We start from the raw sequence: 19,056 nt of genomic DNA on the forward strand, positions 1-19,056 counted from the left end.
TCGTTCGACATGATCTGCAGGCCCGGACGGGCCAGCTCGGCACGCATCAGCAGCGCCATCACGCCACCGATCACGAAGAACGCGAACGACGTGACCAAATAGAGCGTTCCGATCGTCTTGTGATCCGTGGTGGTCAGCCACTGGACGACTCGGACGCTCCTGATGTCTCTGATCCTCTTCACGCCCCGCCTGTGTCCGCCCCTCGACCGGACGTCACACTCGCAGGACGCGACAAGAATCACGGAAACGGGTGTGACGATGCGGCGGGTGCCGGACACGAACGGAACATGAGCAACGACGAGATCTTCGCCGCTGCCTATCGCGAGCACTACTGGGCGGTCAGCCGCTATGTCGCGCGGCGACTGGACGGGCGCATGAGTGAGGTCGAGGAAGTGGTGGCGGAGGTGTTCACCGTCGCCTGGCGGCGCCGGGACGACCTCCCGGCCGCCCCGCTGCCCTGGCTGTACGGCGTGGCACGCAACTGCCTGGCGAACGCGGTACGCGGCTACGGGCGCCGCCGACGGCTGGTCGACCGGCTCGGCAACGACGACACGGCGCACGGCCGGCACGTCGAGGCCGGTCCCGACGCCGAGTCACCGGGTGCCTGGGTGCACGAGGCGCTCGCCCGGCTCTCCCCGGCGGACCAGGAGGTGCTGCGCCTGACGGCGTGGGAGGAGCTCGGCATCGACGAGATCGCCGTCGTCCTCGGCTGCGGCAGCCGGGCCGCGGCGATGCGGCTGCACCGGGCGCGCCGCCGACTCAGAGCGGAGATCGACCGTATGAGCCCAGCGACCGCATCGAAGGAACACGGCCATGGCTGACGAACTCGAACTCCTGCGCCGCGCCAACCCGGTGCCGGCCGACGGTCCCCACTTCGGCGACGGACCGCTGGACCACACCGCCGAGCGCGGCCTCGACCGGCTGCTGAACGACCGCCCGGCCGGCCCTGATCGGCGACTCCCCGCCGCCGATCGGCCCCGCCGCCGTACCCGACTGGCATGGGGCCTCGCGGCCACGGCCGTGGTCGCCGCGCTCGTGTCGGCACTGCTGTTCACCGGCCAGACCACCGCACCCGCCCTCGCCGCGCCCCGCCCGCTCGTCGTGCAGGCCGACTCCACCCCGGTGTCCCTGCGGACGATGGCCGAGCGTGCCCGAGTGGCCGCGGCCGACGGCTCGCCCGTCCTGCGCAAAGGCACCCACGTGCAGTCGTGGAGCCTCGGCATGAGCGACGACAAGCCGCCGATCACCCTCCCCGAGGAACGCATCGTGCGCTGGAACGCCGACGACAGCCACACGGAACTCGTGGTGGCGACCGACCCGCGCCATCCGGGGCGGCCGGTCCTGCGGGAGACGGACGGCCGGCCGCGCCTGGTCGAGGACGGGCACGTCATCAGCAGGCGGACCTATCCGCCGAGTTGGAGCGACGCCCCGCCCGAGTCCCGGCCGCCGCACGACGCCGTACGGCTGCACGACTACCTGGAAGAAGCGGAGCGCCCCTACCTGTCGGACCACAGCAAGCCGCTGAACACCGCCGAACTCCTCGACGCCACGAAGATCCTGCTCGACCACTGGACCCTCGGCGCCCGCGAGACCGCCGCGCTGGCGGGACTCCTGGCGGACGCCGACTTGTTGCGGCCCGTCGGCCAGGTGACGGACCGGCTGGGCAGGCGCGGGCAGGCGTACGTGTACGACGCCTCCGTCACCCGCCGCATGCTGATCCTGGACCCCGCCACCGGGACGGTCCTCGGCCTGGAGACCACGTTCACCAGGGACCAGCCCGAGTACGGCGTGCAGGCGGGGGACGTCATGGAGTACAGCGCCTGGATGCGCTGACCTCCCGCAGGCTCACACCCCGAGTTGCCGGGCCGCCGCGTCCACCGTCTGCTCCAGCAGCGTGGCGATCGTCATCGGACCCACGCCGCCCGGCACCGGGGTGATGAGCGAGGCACGCTCCACGGCGGAGTCGAAGTCGACGTCGCCGACGTTCCCGGGGTTGTACCCGGCGTCGATCACCACGGCGCCGGGCTTGATGTCCTGCCCCCGGATCAGCCGCGGTCGCCCCACGGCCGCGACGACGATGTCCGCCTCCCGGACGGCCGCCGACAGATCCGTCGTACGGGAATGGCAGTACGTCACCGTCGCGTCGCGGGCGAGCAGCAGCATGCCCGCCGGCTTGCCGAGGATCGCGCTGCGGCCGACGACCACGGCACGCCTGCCGACCGGGTCGACGCCGTACTCGTCGAGGAGGCGCATGATGCCGCCGGGCGTGCAGGAGACGAATCCCGGCAGTCCGAAGCTCATCGCCGCGAAGGAGGCGAAGGTGACGCCGTCGACGTCCTTCTCCGGCGCGATGGCCTCGAACGCGGCCCGCTCGTCGACGTGCGGGCCCATCGGGTGCTGGAGCAGGATGCCGTGCACGCCGGCATCGGCGGACAAGTCGTGGAGGGTGCCCACGAGTTGCTCGGTGGTGGTGTCGGCGGGCAGCGGCACGTGGCGCGAGGTGATGCCTGCCGCGCGGCACCGGTTCTGCTTCATACGGACGTACGTCACGGATGCGGGGTCCTCGCCGACCAGTACGGTCGCGAGGCAGGGGGCCGTGCCGGTGCGCTCGGTGATGTCGGCAGCGCGCTTGGCGCTCTCCTCGACGATGCGCCTGGCGAGGGCGGTGCCCTCCATGAGCCGTGCCTGAGTCATGATCCACTCCTGGGCTGATCGGTTCGCCCAGGCGCACGGCATCGACTCTGCGAGGCCGCTCCCCGGTGGTGCTCCACCTCAGCGCCAGTCACGGCCCACGACTCACCCTAGCGGAGGCGGTGCCAGGCACGGTCCTCCGGGCTGCGGGCCGTGTACGCCCGGCGCTCTCAGCCGGGCCAGGTGCCCGTCAGGCGGCGGGTGGCGGTGGCTCCCGCGCGGTCCACGGCGGCCTTGACGCCCGCGAAGATGGCGCCCTGCAGGGTCGCGGCCGTCAGGACCTCCCGCCAGTCGCGTTCCTCGTCGGTGGCGTCCGGAGCGTCCTGCTCGTGGCCGAGCATCTTCCAGGTCTGCTTGAAGGCCGCGCCGGCCAGCACGCCGCTGACGGCGCCGAGGGCGAGGCCCACGGGCTTGTAGGCGATCTTGGAAGTCTTCATCGGTGGGCTCCTGTGCGGTCCGCTGACCGAGGTCGGTCCGTTTCCCGGGAACCGGGCTCGTGCCGGGTACCCGGGCGCCGCCCTCCCGTACCGCGCGGCGCCGTCATGGGCCACGCAGCCGGCGCCGGTCCTGTTCGTCCCAGGTGCGGGTGTCGCGGGGGGTGACGTAGGGCTCCTCGTCGGGCGGGTGCCCGCCGGCGATCGCGCGCTGCCGTGCCGCCTCCGCGTCGAACTCCAGGCCGAGCAGGATGGCCAGATTGCCGACCCACAGCCAGATCAGGAAGACGATGACGCCTGCCATGGTGCCGTAGGTCTTGTTGTACGAGGCGAAGTTGGCGACGTAGAGCGCGAAGCCCGCGGAGGCGATCATCCAGATCACCAGGGCCAGGAAGCTGCCCGGGGTGATCCACCGGAAGCCGCGGATCCTGGCGTTCGGGGTCGCCCAGTACAGGATCGCGATCATGGTGGTGACCAGGACGGCCAGGAGCGGCCACTTGGCGATGGCCCAGACGGTCAGGGCCGTGTCGCCGAGGCCCAGTGAGTTGCCGACCTGGCGGGCCACCTCGCCGCTGAAGACGACGATCAGCGCGCTGATCACGGCCAGCACCATGAGCGTGACGGTCACACCGAGCCGCACCGGGAGGACCTTCCACACCGGGCGGCCCTCGGGCATGTCGTAGACGGCGTTGGAGGTGCGGATGAAGGCCGCGACATAGCCGGAGGCCGACCACACCGCCAGGGCCAGACCGACGATGGCCATGAGGGAGCCGAGACCGCCGTTGCCCTGCAGCTGCTCGACCGCGCGCGTGAGGATGTCCCGGGCCTCGCCCGGCGAGAGCTGCTTGATGTTGTCCAGGACCTCGTCGGTGGCCGACTTGCCGGCCAGCCCGAGCAAGGACACCAGCACCAGCAGGGCCGGGAAGAGCGACAGCACGCCGTAGTAGGTCAGGGCCGCCGCGCGATCGGTCAGCTCGTCGTCCTTGAACTCCCGCAGCGTGCCCTTCAGCGCCTCCCACCACGACCGTTTGGGCAGGTCGGTAGGCGTGTCGGGGGCCCGCTGCTCCACCTGCGGATCCGGACCGAACCGCTCCTGCGAGGCCTCGGAGGCCGACTCCGGAGGCGGACTGCGCCGCGCCCCGTGATCCTTGTGCCTGGACTTGAGAAGTCGAGTCATGGTCCCCGGGTATCCGGCCCTGCGCCGCTCACGCGCGAGATGCACGAGTAGCCGATCGCCGGTCAGCTGCTGCCGGGAAATCCCGGGACACCCCCGGTACGGACTGTTAGCGTCGACTCCATGAAGGTCATCAGGCACACCCACACCGCAGCCGCGCGAGCGACCAGCTCCTCGGCTGCCGACGCCTGATCCCACCCCTCCCCGGCGGCCGGAAACGGACCGCCGGTGTGTGCCTTCCCCCTGGTCGCACCCTCTTCCGCGGCTCTTTCCGGTCCCCCTGACCCGAAGGAACACCGCGATGAACACGACCACGAACACGACCATGACGACCGACCGGATCGTCCGCACCTTCACCGACTTCTTCCGCGAGCGCGGACACGAGCTCCTCACCGGCGGCACCCTCCTGCCGCCGCCCTCCGACCGGGTGCTGTTCACCACCTCCGGCATGCACCCGCTCACCCCCTACCTGGAAGGCCGCCCCCATCCACGCGGACCGCGCCTGACCAGCGTCCAGCGCTGTCTGCGCACCACCGACCTCGACGAGGTCGGCGACCGGACCCATCTCACGGTGTTCGAGATGCTCGGCTCGTGGTCTCTGGGCGACTACGGGCATTCACAGAGCCTGCGTTGGGGCTACGAGCTGCTGTGCGACGGGTTCGGCATCCCGCCGGAGCTGATGTACGTCACCGTCTTCGGCGGCGACGGCCAGGTCGGCCCGGACAGTGAATCGGTGGGCATCTGGCGGGAGTTGGGGCTGCCCGTGGAGTCCACCCGCGACGAGAACTGGTGGTCCCACGACCCCGTCGGACTGTGCGGACCCGACTCGGAGATCTTCGTCTGGACCGGCGGCCCCGGCACCCCACCCCAGGGCAGCCCCACCACCGACCCACGGTGGGTCGAGGTCTGGAACCACGTGAGCATGCGCTACCGCCGGCACGAGGACGGCAGCCTCCAGCCCCTCCAGCGGCCCAGTGTCGACACGGGAATGGGCATGGAGCGGCTCGTGACCGTCCTCCAGGGCCACGACTCCGTCTACGACAGCGACCTGTTCGAACCCTGGATGCGGCTCCTGCCGCCCCTGTGGAACCTGGACGGGACGTCGACCCGGCTCGTCTGCGATCACCTGCGGTCCGGCATCGTCGTCATCGGAGACGGCGTACGGCCGTCCCCCACGGGACGCGGCTATGTCCTGCGTCGGCTGATCCGCCGCGTCCTCACCACGCTGTGGCGCGACGATCCCTCGCGCACGCTGTCCGACCTGCCCGGGGAAGTCGTAGGGCACACGCTGGACCACTTCCGCCAACCTCGCGGAACAGACCTGGTCCGCGAGGTGCTGCTGGACGAGGAACGGCGCTTTCGCAGGCTCCTGGAGCGAGGCCGCCGCGTGCTGGGCAGGCCGCGGTTCGAGGGCCCGCTGAGCGACGAGGACTACCGCTACCTCCACGACACCCACGGACTGCCCCGCGACCTCGTCACGACGCTCCGTACCTCTTGACGGCCGAGCAGGTCCGGGTCGGCCGCGAGGCGACCCGGACCTCAGGATTCCCTCCTACTCGTCCCACGCCTCGATCATGATCTGCTGGGAGATCTTGCCGTCCCGCAGCGTGATCATCGACTCGGACAGGACGCGCACCCCGTCCGTGTACTCGCAGGACTCGCAGTAGGCCGCGTGATTGCCCTGGACGACGCATCCCTCCAGCTTGTGCGTCATGTCCCGGCTGTAGACATCGGTGAGCATCTCGGCGATCTCGCCCCGGCCGTGCAGCACCCTGGGGTGGCTGGGCTGGGCGTTGCGGTTCACGACGCGCAGCTCCGCGTCGTCCGCGTACAGCGACAGAAGCGTGTCCGGGGTCTGTCCTTCTATGCCCCGGCGCAGTGTTTCGGTGTCGAACGACGGGCTTGTGGCAGTGCCCATGGTGACCTCCTCGAAGGCCCGCGGCGAGGCGAGGGACGGCCGCGAGGCCTCTCCTGAAGAGCCTCCTCCGCCCCGCCGGACTCGGCAAGCGCAACCGGCGCTGGGCCTGACGGGTGAGAGCCGCAGGGCGCCCGTGTCCGGTGGCGGGCCGCCCGCGTTGCTGAAAGCATGATCTCAACACGACGTATCGCAGCCGCCGTTGGCCTGGCCGCCGGTCTGACGGGCCTCGCCGCTCCGCTGGCGAACGCGCACCACTCGGACACCCGGAACGCCGGCCCGCAGCTGAACCCGATCGCCACCCTCGACTCGCTCGCCCAGACCGGCATCCCCGAGCAGCAGAAGCACCGGGTCCCGCGGGTTTCGCAGCAGCTGGGCCACCTCAACCGCCTCAACGAGCTGAAGCCGGCGCAGCTGGGTCACCTGGGTCAGCGCTAGGTCACCGCCCCGCAGGAAGGGCCGCCCGGAACATGCCGGGCGGCCCTTTGTGTGTGCCGTGAGTTACGTGCCCTCTACCCAGCGGTGTCGGCTACCCAGCGGTGTCGGCCGGTGCCGGCAGGAAGTGGAAGCCCGGCCTCGGGTGCATCAGGAAATCGTGGTGGGAGATGTTCCACGCATAGGCGCCGGCCAGTGCGAACACCACCCGGTCCCCGGCCCTGAGCCCGGCCGCGGGCACCCGGCGGGCCAGCACGTCCTTCGGCGTGCACAGCTGACCGGCCAGGGTGATCGGCTCGCCTTCGGCAGTGGGCCGCGGCCACGGGTGTGGCCAGGCGTCGACCGGCAGCACGGAACAGGGCTGGTCGTGGCCCTTCGTCGCCGGTGTCCGCAGATGGTGCGTGCCGCCGCGCACGACGGCGAACGCCTCGCCGTGGCTGTGTTTCACGTCCAGCACCTCGGTGGCGTACCAGCCGCAGTACGCCGTGAGCGCCCGGCCCGGCTCGATGCGCAAGGTCAGCTCCGGGTGCCGCTCGGTCAGGCGGGCGAGCCCGCGGCCGTACGCCGTCCAGTCGAAGCGGCGCTCGGGGGTGCCGTAGTCGACGTGCATGCCTCCGCCGACGTTCACCTCGGCGAGGCGCACGCCCAGTCCTGTCGCCCAGGTCACGATCGACTCCGCCACCGCGACCTGCTCGGCCGCCTCCAGACCGCTGGCCAAGTGGGCGTGGACGCCGCGCAGTTCGAGATGCGGATACGTCCCGTCGGTGAGGGCGCGCACGACCTCTGCGGCTCGTGCCGGATCCATGCCGAAGGGCGTCGGACGCCCTCCCATCGCCAGCGAGCTGCCCGCCAACGAGCCATCGGCCACCGGCAGGTTCACCCGCGGCAGCACCGCCACCCGCCGACCCGGCGCGTACCTCCGCGCCGACTCGGCCAGCATGCGCAGCTCATACCCGCTCTCCACGTGGAAGCGCTCGACTCCCGTCTCCAGCGCGGCCGTCACCTCGTCCGGCGTCTTGCCGGGACCGCCGAAGGCGAGCGGGCGGCCCGGCACCGCCTTGGCGACGTGGGCGAGTTCGCCGCCGGAGGAGACCTCGTACCCGTCGACGTACGGCGCGAGCGCGGCCAGGACCTCCGGCTCCGGGTTGGCCTTCGCGGCGTAGTACAGCTCGACCCGCTCGGGGAGAGCGTGTCGCACGGCGGCGGCGTGGTCGCGAAGTTCCGCCAAGTCGTAGAGGTACGCGGGCAGTTCGGCGGACGGCAGGGACAGGGCGCGGTCGCGGACCGCGGGCGTCGGCTCGGTCACCGGGCACCTCCGGTCGTGTCGCGCGGGCCCTGGGCTCCGGTCGCGCCGCCCAGGACGTCCTCGGCGAGCGGGGACGGCAGCCGGACGTAACCGGCCTCGCGGTCGGCCTTGCGCTCCCAGCGGGTGAGCAGGTTGGCCTTGGCGGGCAGCGGCACACCCGCGAGCAGGGCCGCCATACGGGGCGGGCAGCCGAACCGGTCGGCGTACGACTGGAGCGTGGCGCGCACCCGTGCCCACAGCGCGGCCTCCGCATCCGGATGCAGGTCGGCGAGGGCGGCGAGCAGCTCGGCCACGTGGTTGACCAGCAGGCAGTAGACGACGCGGTCCCAGCCGCGCTGCGCGTCGTACGTCATGGGCCCCGCGACCTCGGGCGGCAGCGCGGCGAGCGTGTCGGCGTGGTGGTCGGGGACCAGCTTGGTGCCCTCCAGGTCGCGGAAGAGGACCTGGGCGGGCCTGCCGTCGCCGTCTACGCAAATCAGGACGTTCTGCAGATGCGGTTCCAGGACCAGGCCGTGGTCGAAGTAGGCGGCGAGGACAGGTGGGAGGAGGAGGTCGAGATAGGCCGACCACCACTCGAGGGCCGCCCGCTCGTCGGCGCCGTCGAGGAGCCTGGAGATCTGCGCGGCGCCGGTCGGGTACTCGTCGGCGACCGCCGCCGCCAGCAGGGGAGTGGTGCCCGGCGCGAGCCGCTTCGGCAGGCCCTCCCGGACGATGACGCCGAAGCCCTCGAACAACGCGCGGTCCGGCGTACCGTCCGGGCCGGGCAGGGCCAGCGTGCGGTAGGCGGGCTCGCGCAGCACCGCGCTGCCGGGGAAGCGGTCGGCCAGGTCGGCGAGGGCCGGGGCCAGGACGCGGGTGAGCGCAACGGCGCCCGACAGCTCGTAACTGCTGTTCTTGCGCAGGCAGTTGGTGATCCGCACGTTCAGGCTGAACTTCAGGAACGTCTCACCGTCGTACAGGGTCCGCACGGACGCGGTGGCCGCGAACGGCTGCCCGCCCGGGCCCAGGTCGATGACGTCGCCGCGGTCCAAAGCCGCCCGGAGCAGCGGGTGCTCGCGGAGCGTCTCGTACTGCCAGGGATGGGCGGGCAGCAGCCGGTATCCGTCGGGGACGTCCGTGCGCTGCCGGTCGAGCGGGGCGACGGCCGAGGCGTCGGCGTACTCCTCGGCGATCAGGCCGGCGCGCACGGCGAGGTGCCGCAGCGGGAAGGAGGCCCCGGCCTCCGGGGCGTACGCGGACCAGGCGCGCGGGTCGCCGGTGCGTGCCTTGGGGGTGGGGTGGAAGCGGTGGCCGAAGAGGAGGGACTGTTCGGAGGCGAGGTAGGCCGGGAGAGGGGCGAGCCGGTCCTCCGAGGCCGAGTGCGGGGCCGCGTCCGTCCGGGTGGCGGCCAGCGTGCTCGCCACGGCCTCGTGGCTGGAGACGATCTGCTCCAGGAACTCCTCGTTGCGCACGCCTGTCCGCAGCGACAGCTCGTCGTGCGTGTACTCGGCGAGGCGCCGCCAGTCCACCTCGGTCCAGTCGCCGTCGCGCTGCTCGCTCACCGGGCCGGTGAACCGGTGCGCCCCGATCAGCGAGGTACGGCGCAGGGCGACGCGCAGCAGGACGCCGCGCCGGGGCAGACGCAGCAGGAGGTGGCCGTCGGTGACCACGGTCTGGTGCTCGGGGCCCGAGACCTCGCGCAGCAGGCAGTTGAGGAGGGTGTGGGCCACGGCGTCGTCGGCGGTGGGCAGGTGCGCGGGGGCGGCGGTGCTGCCGAGCGAGCGAAGCGAGATGGGGGTACCCCCGGACGAAGTCTGGGGGACGGTCAGGGAGGGCATCAGCGGCTCCGGCGGGTGCGGTGGTTCGGTGTGGGGAGGAGGATCGCGACGACGGTGACGGCGGCAGCGGCGCCGCCGATCAGCACGGGTGCGGCCGGTCCGAAGCGGGCACTGCCCGCCGCCGCGGCCACGCCGGCGGCGACCGCGCCGGCCTTGGAGAAGAACTCGAGCGAGCCGAACATGCCGCCCGGCGCACGGCCCCTGGCGCAGTCGGCGGCCAGCACCGACAGGGACACCAGACCGAGGGTGAGTCCCGCGCCCAGCAGCAGTCGTACGGCGATGAGCGAGGTCAGGGAACCGGCGACCCCGTGCCCGGCCAGCCCGAGCGCGATACAGGCGAAGCCGAGCGCGATCCCGGCCCGCGGACGGTCCCGGAACGCGGCGTGCACCGCGAGCGCCGACACCAGATAGACCAGGTGGGGCAGGGCGAAGAGCACACCGGACAGCGCCGGTGAGGTGCCCGGGAGCCGGTCGTCGACGAGCGCGATCAGGTAGGGGAAGGAGATGACCGTGGAGAAGACGAAGGCGAACTCCAGCGTGTACAGCACCTTCAGCGGGACCGCCGGAGCCGCCACGTCCACTGTCTCCGGCTCGCTCTGCGGTCGCTCGACGGGCTCGGGTTCGGGCAGCGCCGCGAGCAACAGGGCGGCCGTCAGCGGCAGTACGGCGAGCAGGGCGTACTGCCGGTGCGGGGAGAGCCAGCCGGACAGCGCACCGACCACGATCGGCGCGACTACCAGGGCCGCTCGCGCGCTGCCTTGCATCAGGGTGAGTGCCTTGGACAGCGCCGGGCCTTCCAGCGCGGCGCCCAGGTATCCGTTGGACGCGGCGAACGTGCCGCCCAGGATGCCCTGCAGCACCAGCGCCACCGTGAAGGCGGCCAGCGAGTCCGCCCAGCCCGCGAGCAGGAAGGACACGGCGAGCCCCAACTGGGCGCGCAGCAGCAGCCGTTTACGGCCGAACCGGTCCGCGAGCCGCCCCCACAGCGGGGCGCCGAGCGCGCCGAACACGGTCGGCACGACGTAGAGCACCCCCGCCCAGCGGGCCTGGCGGTCGCCCAGCTCCGGCAGGATCTCGGTGAGATACGGCGGCAGCCCCAGCGCCGCGAACGACGCCACGAAGTAGCACCCGGCCACCGCCTGCACCTGCCCGCGCCCGAAGCCGGACCGCGGCATGCGCAGAGCCTGTGCGCTCATGCCGGACCACCGCCGGGCAGCAGGTAGTTGGGGCCGGTCGTGTAGTGCTTGTTGATGTCGGCCGCGCCCGAGCGTTCCTTGGACAGCAGCGTCCCGGCCGTCACCATCGCCTTCACCGGCAGCCGCGGCGCGTCCAGGACGCGGGCGCGCAGCACGTCGGCCGCGTCCCCGCCGAGCCGGTCCAGCGCCTCGGTCAGCCGCCGGCGCACGAGGTCCAGCAGTGCTCGGCGGTGCGCGGGGAGCCCGAATGCGTATGCCCCCGCGCACAGGTGGAGGGTGATCGTCGCGAACACGTCGGCGATCGGCCCGTCGTCCGTGGCGAAGATCCGGGCGTCGTCGAAGTCCCACGGCCCGGGCAGGGCGGCGGTGAGCCGCTCGGTGTTGATCCGCGGCCCGTCGTTGTCCTTGAACAGCAGCCGCAGACTGCCGGGGCGCAACACCAGGGAGATGTTCTGCTGGTGCGACTCCAGGGCGATGCCGTAGCCGAAAAGGGTGCTCTGCCAGTCGAACAGCAGGGTGAGGACCGCGTCCAGCAGGGCCAGCGGGTCACCGCCGTAGTAGCGGTCGGCGAGCCCGTCGATCACCCGGCGCCCGTCCGGCGCCTCGGCCAGGAGCGCCGCCATCGGCACCACCGTGCAGTCGTCGAGGCCGGCCGGGTAGCGGCGGCACAGGACGGCCAGCAACTCGTGCCCGGCGTGGGCGTACGTCGTCTCGTCGGCGTGCAGGACCGTCTCCTGGAAGCGGGGCTCGCGGGCGATCACCGCTTCCAGCAGCCGTTGGCCCACCGCGCCGTCGACCAGCGTTCCGGGTTTGATCGTCCGCTTGTTGCGCAGGCCCAATGTGGCGGTGGCGACCGGGAGTTTGAGGTGCACGGAAGGATCGGCGACCGTGGCCACCGTCCGCATGGAGAGGGTCGGTACGACGTCCAGGCAGGCGCGGTCGGCCAGTACGGTGCCGCCGGGCAGGGCGTCGACGGTGAGGGCATCGACGGTCAGGGGATGGACGGGAAGCGTCACATGCGTGTCCCGCAGGTCTGGCAGGCCGAGCGTGTCGGGCGTCGGCCAGAACTCCGGCAGTTTGCCCGCCAGGGTGACCTCGTCCCGGCGCACGGCGAGCCAGCGCAGTGCGAAGCGCGGACCGAACTCCGGGGCGTACGCGCGCAGTTGCTCCTCCGTCAGCCCGGAGCGGACGCGTGCCGTCGGGTAGACGGGGTGGTCGTGGCGGGCGGCGAGCGCGTCGTACGTCAGGCTGCCCCCGAGGCCCGTCCCCTCCGTGAGCCGAGCCATCGTCTCCGCCCGTGTCGCCGAGTGCAGCCGCATGGTCGCCAGCGTCTGACGGCACTCCTCGGCGAACGCGTCGAAGCCGCCCCGGTCCTCGGGATCGGCGAGCTCGCGCAGCACGCCGAGCACCGTGTCGCACGACGTCAGCTCCGAGCCGTCCGACTCACGCACGAGGAGAGGCAACCGGGCCGCGTACGCGCACTGGAAGCCGTCCTCGACGACCGGCAGCAGCAAGGCATCCTGCGCAGTGGGGAGACGTAGCCAGGGACCGTCCTGCTCGGGGACGATCGTGCTGCGGGTGCGCAGCCCGACCACGTCCTCGCGCAGGAGGGCGCTGAGCACCCGCGTGAGCAGCTCCGCCTCGGAGGTTTCCCTCACCGTGGCGGCGGTCACGGCTGGATCTCCCACTGCCGTGCGGCCAGGAACTCGGCCACCACCCGGTCCACCGCACCCTGGTCGGGGCCGGTGGCGCGCAGCACCCCGAGGTAGTCCCGGTTGGTCCTGTACAGCTCGTGGCGCTCGCCCACCGCCCGCAGCGGACGGTACGTCAGATGCACACCGTCGATGTCCACGTCGGCCGCTGGGAGCGCGCCGACCAGCGTGCCGGCGCGGTCGGCGCACGGGTACTCCAGGCGGGCCGCGCCGTCGCGGCAGGCGCCCAGGTCGGCCGGGAGAGGCTCGCCCAGGTGGGTGCGCAGGATGTGCTCGAAGAGCGGTATGTCCAGGAGGCGGGCCAGCAGCAGGTCGCACTGGTCGCCGATGGCACGGTAGTTGACCTCGATGATCCGCGCCCGCCCCTCGTGCACCACGAACTCGGTGTGGCAGGCGCCGAACCCGACGCCCAGGGCGTCCAGTTGCGCCAGCACCTGCTCGACGACCGGCTCGGGGTGGGCGGGGACGAAGGTAAGGCGTTCCTCGATGAAGTACGGCGGCGGCGACAGCTCGGTGTGGAAGCCGCCCAGCACATGGCGGACGTTCCCGTCGCCGAGGGTCTCCAGGGTGAACAGGGCTCCGGGGAGGTACTCCTCGACGACCAGGACGGTGCCCGGGCGGCGCTCCAGGATCTCCTTGGAGCGGGTCACCAGGTCCTCCGGGCCGTCGACGAGGACGACGTCCTCGCTGGCCACGCCTTCGCGCGGCTTGATCACGCACGGGTACGGCGCGTCGGCGGGCGCGACCGGTTCGGTGAGCTCGGCGGACCACACGGTGTCGACGCCGGCCGCGGCGAGGCGGCGGCGCATCTCGGCCTTGTCCTTGCAGCGCAGGGCGGCCCGCCAGTCCTTGCCGGGGAGGTTGAAGTAGGCGGCGGCCAGGGCGGCCTGGGTCTGGAGGTGGTCGCTGTTGGTGAAGACGGCGCCGGGAGCGTGGTGCGTGGAGATGCGGGTGACGACGGCCCGGAAGTCGCGGACGTCGCACTCCAGGATCTCGATGTCCGGGTAGGTGCGGCGGTGGGCGTCGGGCTGGTCGGTGAGGACGGTGACGTCCAGGCCGAGGCGAGCGGCGGCGGGCAGGAAGCCCTCGGTGACCGAGTCGGTCGGGTTGAGGGCGAGCAGGTACAGGCGCATGGCAGACGGACAACTTCCGCTAGCGGGTGGGGGGTGGGGGCGGGCCGGGCCGGTCGGGCACGGATGTTCGGCCGTCGGGCACGGCCCGCCCTGCGAAAGACAGCGTCAGTTACTTCGCCGGGAGCTCCACGCCGGTGGCCTTGGCAACGTCCTTGAGCATCTCCTCGGCGGCCTGGACGCCGATGCCGGACATCCAGGTCTCGTCCGGGACCTCGAAGACCTTGCCGTCCTTCACCGCCGGGAGGCTCTTCCAGACGGGGTTGGAGACGACCTGCTTCTTCTGGGTCTTGTCCTCGGCGTCGGCGGCGGTGACGAAGATCAGGTCGGCGTCGGCCTGGTCGATCTCCTCGGGGCTGACGTCCTTCATCGTGACTTCGGGGTCGCTGGAGACCTGCGACTTCGGGCGCTGCAGACCGATGTCGTTCAGGACGACACCGCTGTAGGAGTTGGACTGGTACAGCCGGGTCGGACCGGCGATGAAGCGGACCACGGACGCGGTCGGCATGGCGTTGCCGTCCTTCTTCTTGATGGCCTCACCGAGCGCCTTGGCCTGCGTCTCGTACTCCTTCAGCTTGTCCGCGGCCTCCTTCTCCAGACCCAGTGCCTCGGCGTGGACCTTGAGGTTCTCCTTCCACACACCGCCGGTGGTCTCGGTGAACACGGTGGGAGCGATGGCGCTGAGCTTGTCGTAGACCTTCTCGTGCCGGACCTTGGAGGACAGGATCAGATCAGGCTTGAGCGAGGCGATCTTCTCCAGGTTCGGCTCCAGGAGCGGGCCGACGTCGACGGTGTTCTTCAACTCGCCGTCCAGGTACGTCGGGAAGCCGCCCTCGGTCTTGAAGTGCGGGGCGACCGCGCCGACCGGGTCGATGCCGAGCAGGGTGACGTCGTCCAGCTCACCGGTGTCGAGCACGACGACCCGCTTCGGCTGGGACGGGATCTTCACGTCGCCCATCACCGTCTTGAGGGTGCGGGGGAAGGCGGAGCTGTCGCCCGCGGCCCTGGCGGTGTCGCTGTCGTTGGCGGAGTCCTCGCTGCCGCACGCGGCCAGGACGGCCGTGCCGAGGACGACGGCGAGCAGCAGGGCGATGAGCCGGCCGATTCCGGGCAGGGGAGATCGCTTGAGCATGGGGGGTCTTTCTGTGAGTGGGGACTGATCAGGCGGTCGCGGCGGTGTGCCGCACCGCGCTGCTCCTGGGGATGACCAGCGGGGTGCCGGTCTCGGGGTCGGGGATCACCCGGCAGTCCACGTCGAACACGGACTTGACCAGCTCCGCGTCGAGGATGTCGGCCGGGGCGCCGGCGGCGGCGAGGCGGCCGTCCTTGAGGACCACCATGTGGTCCGCGTAGCGGGCGGCCTGTCCGAGGTCGTGCAGCACCATCACCACGGTGCGGCCCGCCTCGGCGTGCAGGGCGGCGACCAGATCGAGGACGTCGAGCTGGTGCCGCAGGTCGAGGAAGGTGGTGGGCTCGTCGAGCAGCAGCAGCTCCGTGTCCTGCGCCAACGCCAGCGCGATCCAGGCGCGTTGCCGCTGACCGCCGGAGAGCCGGTCCACGGGATGGTCGCGCAGAGCCGTGGTGCCGGTCCGCTCCAGAGCCTCGTCCACCGCCTTCTGGTCGGCGGCGGACCAGGGGCTGAGCAGCCGCTGATGGGGGTACCGGCCGAGGCGTACGAGCGCTTCGACGGTGATCGCCTCCGGGGTGACCGGCTGCTGCGGAAGCAGTCCCATACGGCGGGCCAGCGTCCGGGCGGACATCCGGTGGATGTCGGCGCCGTCGAGCGTGACGGTGCCGGCGGCCGGGGCGAGGAGTCGGCTCAGTCCTCTCAACAGGGTCGACTTCCCACAGGCGTTGGGCCCGACGATGGCCGTGACGGCGCCACCCGGCAGCGTCAGATCGAGCCCGCCGACCACGAGCCGGTCGCCGTAGCGCAGGTCTAGACCCTGGGTGGTGAGCTGGTTGGCGGTGGGGGTCATGTGCGGCTCCTGGGGGCCGGTGGAGTGTTTGTGCGGGGTGGTAAGCAGGTCGGACGAGGTGGACTGCGGTTCGGCAGCGCCCTGAAGGGGCGCGGGGAACTGCGCGACCAGCCACGACGGCGCCGCAGACAAATGACGGCACAACGCGGCTCCTCCAGCGGAGCGCTCGGTCATCCGTTGCTCCTTGGCACCGGCGAGCTCTGCCGCAGCATCAGCACCAGCAGCCAGGGCGCGCCCAGCGTCGCGGTGACCGCGCCGACCGGCAGCCCCTCGATCGGCAGCAGATGCTGCACGACCAGGTCGGAGGCGAGCAGCAGCACCGCCCCGGTGAGCCCGGCCAACGCCAGCGACGCGGCGGTCGGCGGCCCGGTGACGAACCGCACGATGTGCGGTACGGCGAGCGCCACGAACGTCACCGGACCGGCCAGTGCAGCCGCCAGGGACGCCAACGCCACGGCGACGAAGAGGAGTTGAAGCCGTGCGCGGGAGGTGCGCAGACCGAGCGCGCCCGCCGAGTCGTCACCGAGGTCGAGCACGGCCAGCTGACGGTTCATCGCCAGTGCGACGGCGAGCGCGAGCACCATGGCGCCGCCCGAGCCCCACACCTCCGCCCAGGTCCGCCCGTACACCGAGCCGGTGATCCACTGCAGCGCGGAGCCGGCGAGCTCGGCGGGGAAGCGCACGATCATCAGGTTCACGGCGGCGGCGAGACCGGCCTGCACGGCGAGCCCGGTGAGCACCAGCCGGGTGACCGCGAGGCCCGAACGCCAGGCGAACACGCCCAGCAGCAGCGCCGCGAGCAGCCCGCCGCCGAGGGCCCCGACCGGGATCAGCGCCTGCGAGGCCCCGGCGGCGATCAACGCCACCGCGCCGAGCGACGCGCCGCCCGTGATGCCCATGACGTCCGGGGAGGCCAGCGGATTGCGGAACAGCCGCTGCAGCACGCGGCCGGCCGCGCCCAGCCCGGCCCCGGCGACGATCGCCGCCACCGACCGGGGCGCCCGGAACTGCTGCACCACCAGCACGTCGCCCGCATCCCCGAGGCCGATCAGCGCGCGCAGGGCGGTACCGGCGGGCATCGGCATCTCACCCGTCGTCAGGGACACGGTGAGCAGCACGAACAGCAGGGCCAGACCGGTCGCGGCGTACAGCAGGACGCGGCGCCGGACGCGGGCACGGGACGTGGACCTCGTCCGCACGGAGACGACCGCGGCGCTCATCGGGCCACCCTCCGCGCCAGCAACGCCAGCAGCGGCGCGCCCAGGAACGCGGTCACGATGCCGACCTCCAGCTCCGAGGGGCGGATCACCAGCCGGCCGAGCACATCGGCCGCGAGCAGCAGCAGGGGACCGGCGATGAGGCAGCCGGGCACCAGCAGCCGGTGGTCGCCGCCGAGCAGCGGCCGTACGAGATGGGGCGCGGCGAGCCCGATGAAGGCGACCGGGCCGGCCACCGCCACCGCCGAACCGGCGAGCAGCACGACCGCGACACCGCCCGCCAGCCGGATCCGGGCCACCGGAACGCCGAGGGCCTGCGCTGAATCGTCGCCCAGGGCAAGGGCGTTGAGGGCGGGGGAGACCGCCAGGGCGAGAACGAGGCCGAGCAGCAGGGTCGGCAGCACCGGCCACAGCACCTCGAGAGTGCGCCCGGACAGCGACCCGGCCAGCCAGAAGCGGGCCTCGTCCAGCGTGCGCTGGTTCATCAGCATCACCGCCGACGTCCAGGACAGCAGCACGAGTTGGAGGACGGTGCCGCCAAGTGCCAGCCGTACGGCGTCGATGTCCCCCGCGCGCCGGGCCAGCGCCTGCGCGAAGAGGGCTGCGCCGGCCGCGCCCGCGAACGCGAACCACACGTACTGGGCGGGGCTGTTGAGCTTCAGCGCGAAGATGGCGACGACGACCGCGAAACCGGCGCCCGCGTTGATGCCGAGTGTCGTCGGCGAGGCGAGCGGATTGCGGGTGATGCCCTGCGCGACGGCCCCCGCGACCCCGAGCGCTGCTCCGACGGCGAGCCCGATGACGGTGCGGGGCAGCCGCAGGCCGGTCACCACGAGCGCGTCCCGTCCGTGGGCGTTGCCGAACAGGGCGTCGGCCACCGTGGGCAGAGGCACCGAACGGGCGCCCAGGGCGAGGCTCAGGGCGGTGCACAGGGCGAGGGCGGCGGTGCCGGTGAGGAAGAGCGGTATGTGCCTCAGGGCACGGAAGGGCACACCTGTGGGGGGTGCACCCTGTTGGGTCGCAGTCACAAGCGGTGAGATTAGGTTAGGCTTGCTTTATATTTCAACTGCTGTGGGCTCGCTGTGACATGTGCAATAGATGATCTCCGCACCTTGCCTCACCTCGCCGTTTTCATGTGATCATGAATGTAAGGTAAGCCTAACCTGGCTGACTTCCGTTGAATCTTGCACTGGAGCGCTCATGCCCGTGGCCCTGAAGATCCCGCCGGTCGGCGCCGTCGCGCGCACGCTCGGTGGCGTCTACCGGAGCCTGACGGACATGTGTGAAGTCCTGTCCGTGCGCGTCGCGGAGCCCGGCGCCGAGGTGACCCGAGCAGGCGTGACCGCGGCGGAACTGACGAAGGACGAGTCCGTGCTGGACGCCTTCGTCGACGCCGAAGCGGCACGCATCCAGCAGCGCCACGGGACGGTGCCGCGCCGTGACGTGGCCGCCTCCCGCGCACTGCACGACTACGCCTGGTCCGTCTCGCTCTTGATGAGCGGGGTCTGGTATCTGGAGCGCCGGGTGCCCCGGATCCGGCCCGAGGACCTGTGGCTGGACCTCGCCACGGCCGAGTTCACGCTCGTTCCCGGAACCGATCTCACCTGCCTGCCCGGCGACCCCCTGGAGGTGCTGCCGGGTGTGCTGACGGCCCCTCATGAAGAAGCGCTGCGCTCCGAGTTGAGGGGCGCCGTCGCCGAGCACCTGGAGCCGCTGCTGACCGCTGTCGGTCCCATCGCACGGCGTGGCTCACGCGCCCTGTGGGGCATGGTCGCCGACGACCTGGTCTCCGGCATCTGGTACCTCGGCCGCACGCTCGGCCGTGAGGACGACGCCGTGCGCGCGGCCGGCGAACTGCTGCCGAAGAGCCTGGCCCCGTACCCGGCCGGCGCCGACTTCCGGCACCTGACGACCGACGACGGTCACCGGCACCCGACCCGCACCCGCAGCGGCTGCTGCATGTACTACACGATCCGTCCCGACGAGGCGTGTGCCACCTGTCCCCGCACCTGCGACGCGGAACGGCTGCGCCGACTGCAGAGCTGAGAAT

General features: G+C 71.9%; 18 protein-coding genes, 1 pseudogene and 1 riboswitch. Of the genes and pseudogenes, 5 read left to right on the forward strand and 14 right to left on the reverse strand.

What is annotated here, in order from left to right; genetic code table 11:
• Positions 1-182: pseudogene (locus tag ACZ7L6_RS41615) on the reverse strand (aa3-type cytochrome oxidase subunit I); the annotation flags it as partial.
• Positions 183-287: 105 nt separating this feature from the next.
• On the opposite strand from ACZ7L6_RS41615, the gene ACZ7L6_RS41620 reads away from it, so the two are divergent.
• On the forward strand, positions 288-821 hold the full coding sequence (locus ACZ7L6_RS41620) for an RNA polymerase sigma factor (protein WP_471933431.1): 534 nt from the start codon (positions 288-290) through the stop codon (positions 819-821).
• Entirely contained in the window at positions 814-1,833 is a 1,020-nt protein-coding gene (locus tag ACZ7L6_RS41625; RefSeq protein ID WP_471933433.1) for a CU044_5270 family protein, read from the forward strand. Before ACZ7L6_RS41620 ends, ACZ7L6_RS41625 begins: the two co-directional genes overlap by 8 nt.
• Before the next feature lie 12 nt (positions 1,834-1,845).
• On the opposite strand, the gene ACZ7L6_RS41630 is transcribed toward ACZ7L6_RS41625, so the two are convergent.
• The 3 genes from ACZ7L6_RS41630 to ACZ7L6_RS41640 all read right to left on the reverse strand — a co-directional run bounded on the left by ACZ7L6_RS41630 (position 1,846) and on the right by ACZ7L6_RS41640 (position 4,302).
• A complete protein-coding gene (locus ACZ7L6_RS41630) occupies positions 1,846-2,694 on the reverse strand; it encodes a bifunctional 5,10-methylenetetrahydrofolate dehydrogenase/5,10-methenyltetrahydrofolate cyclohydrolase (RefSeq protein WP_471933435.1) in 849 nt (282 codons plus the stop codon).
• Between the two features lie 18 nt (positions 2,695-2,712).
• Positions 2,713-2,796: riboswitch (ZMP/ZTP riboswitch) on the reverse strand.
• Between the two features lie 65 nt (positions 2,797-2,861).
• On the reverse strand, positions 2,862-3,128 hold the full coding sequence (locus ACZ7L6_RS41635) for a DUF4235 domain-containing protein (protein WP_471933437.1): 267 nt from the start codon (positions 3,126-3,128) through the stop codon (positions 2,862-2,864).
• Positions 3,129-3,231: 103 nt separating this feature from the next.
• A complete protein-coding gene (locus ACZ7L6_RS41640; protein WP_471933439.1) occupies positions 3,232-4,302 on the reverse strand; it encodes a YihY/virulence factor BrkB family protein in 1,071 nt (356 codons plus the stop codon).
• Positions 4,303-4,624: 322 nt separating this feature from the next.
• On the opposite strand from ACZ7L6_RS41640, the gene ACZ7L6_RS41645 reads away from it, so the two are divergent.
• Positions 4,625-5,797, forward strand: a complete 1,173-nt coding sequence (locus ACZ7L6_RS41645) for an alanine--tRNA ligase-related protein (RefSeq protein ID WP_471933553.1) — start codon at positions 4,625-4,627, stop codon at positions 5,795-5,797.
• A 54-nt stretch (positions 5,798-5,851) separates the two neighbouring features.
• On the opposite strand, the gene ACZ7L6_RS41650 is transcribed toward ACZ7L6_RS41645, so the two are convergent.
• A complete protein-coding gene (locus ACZ7L6_RS41650) occupies positions 5,852-6,217 on the reverse strand; it encodes a nuclear transport factor 2 family protein (RefSeq protein WP_471933441.1) in 366 nt (121 codons plus the stop codon).
• A 168-nt stretch (positions 6,218-6,385) separates the two neighbouring features.
• On the opposite strand from ACZ7L6_RS41650, the gene ACZ7L6_RS41655 reads away from it, so the two are divergent.
• The gene (locus ACZ7L6_RS41655; RefSeq protein WP_471933443.1) at positions 6,386-6,652 is read left to right on the forward strand and encodes a hypothetical protein; all 267 of its coding nucleotides are present in this window, start codon (positions 6,386-6,388) and stop codon (positions 6,650-6,652) included.
• 91 nt (positions 6,653-6,743) lie between these two features.
• On the opposite strand, the gene ACZ7L6_RS41660 is transcribed toward ACZ7L6_RS41655, so the two are convergent.
• The 9 genes from ACZ7L6_RS41660 to ACZ7L6_RS41700 form a co-directional block, all read right to left on the reverse strand.
• A complete protein-coding gene (locus ACZ7L6_RS41660; RefSeq protein ID WP_471933445.1) occupies positions 6,744-7,955 on the reverse strand; it encodes a type III PLP-dependent enzyme in 1,212 nt (403 codons plus the stop codon).
• Positions 7,952-9,772 carry an IucA/IucC family protein gene (locus ACZ7L6_RS41665; protein WP_471933447.1) on the reverse strand — a complete coding sequence of 607 codons (1,821 nt, stop codon included), beginning with the start codon at positions 9,770-9,772 and terminating at the stop codon, positions 7,952-7,954. The genes ACZ7L6_RS41660 and ACZ7L6_RS41665 overlap by 4 nt, the downstream gene beginning before the upstream one ends.
• Positions 9,772-10,968 (reverse strand): MFS transporter, encoded by a 1,197-nt coding sequence (locus tag ACZ7L6_RS41670; protein WP_471933449.1) that lies wholly within the window; start codon positions 10,966-10,968, stop codon positions 9,772-9,774. Before ACZ7L6_RS41670 ends, ACZ7L6_RS41665 begins: the two co-directional genes overlap by 1 nt.
• Entirely contained in the window at positions 10,965-12,641 is a 1,677-nt protein-coding gene (locus ACZ7L6_RS41675) for an IucA/IucC family protein (RefSeq protein WP_471933451.1), read from the reverse strand. Before ACZ7L6_RS41675 ends, ACZ7L6_RS41670 begins: the two co-directional genes overlap by 4 nt.
• Positions 12,638-13,813, reverse strand: coding sequence for an ATP-grasp domain-containing protein (locus tag ACZ7L6_RS41680; protein WP_471933453.1), 1,176 nt, complete (start codon positions 13,811-13,813; stop codon positions 12,638-12,640). The genes ACZ7L6_RS41675 and ACZ7L6_RS41680 overlap by 4 nt, the downstream gene beginning before the upstream one ends.
• 109 nt (positions 13,814-13,922) lie before the next feature.
• Positions 13,923-14,942 (reverse strand): ABC transporter substrate-binding protein, encoded by a 1,020-nt coding sequence (locus ACZ7L6_RS41685; RefSeq protein ID WP_471933455.1) that lies wholly within the window; start codon positions 14,940-14,942, stop codon positions 13,923-13,925.
• Positions 14,943-14,970: 28 nt separating this feature from the next.
• Positions 14,971-15,789 (reverse strand): ABC transporter ATP-binding protein, encoded by an 819-nt coding sequence (locus ACZ7L6_RS41690; RefSeq protein WP_471933555.1) that lies wholly within the window; start codon positions 15,787-15,789, stop codon positions 14,971-14,973.
• Positions 15,790-15,959: 170 nt separating this feature from the next.
• Positions 15,960-17,009, reverse strand: coding sequence for a FecCD family ABC transporter permease (locus ACZ7L6_RS41695; RefSeq protein ID WP_471933457.1), 1,050 nt, complete (start codon positions 17,007-17,009; stop codon positions 15,960-15,962).
• The gene (locus tag ACZ7L6_RS41700; protein ID WP_471933459.1) at positions 17,006-17,998 is read right to left on the reverse strand and encodes a FecCD family ABC transporter permease; all 993 of its coding nucleotides are present in this window, start codon (positions 17,996-17,998) and stop codon (positions 17,006-17,008) included. The genes ACZ7L6_RS41695 and ACZ7L6_RS41700 overlap by 4 nt, the downstream gene beginning before the upstream one ends.
• Positions 17,999-18,206: 208 nt before the next feature.
• On the opposite strand from ACZ7L6_RS41700, the gene ACZ7L6_RS41705 reads away from it, so the two are divergent.
• The gene (locus tag ACZ7L6_RS41705) at positions 18,207-19,052 is read left to right on the forward strand and encodes a (2Fe-2S)-binding protein (protein WP_471933461.1); all 846 of its coding nucleotides are present in this window, start codon (positions 18,207-18,209) and stop codon (positions 19,050-19,052) included.
• Positions 19,053-19,056: the final 4 nt, after the last annotated feature.

Source organism: Streptomyces sp. NPDC107522 (assembly GCF_055657525.1).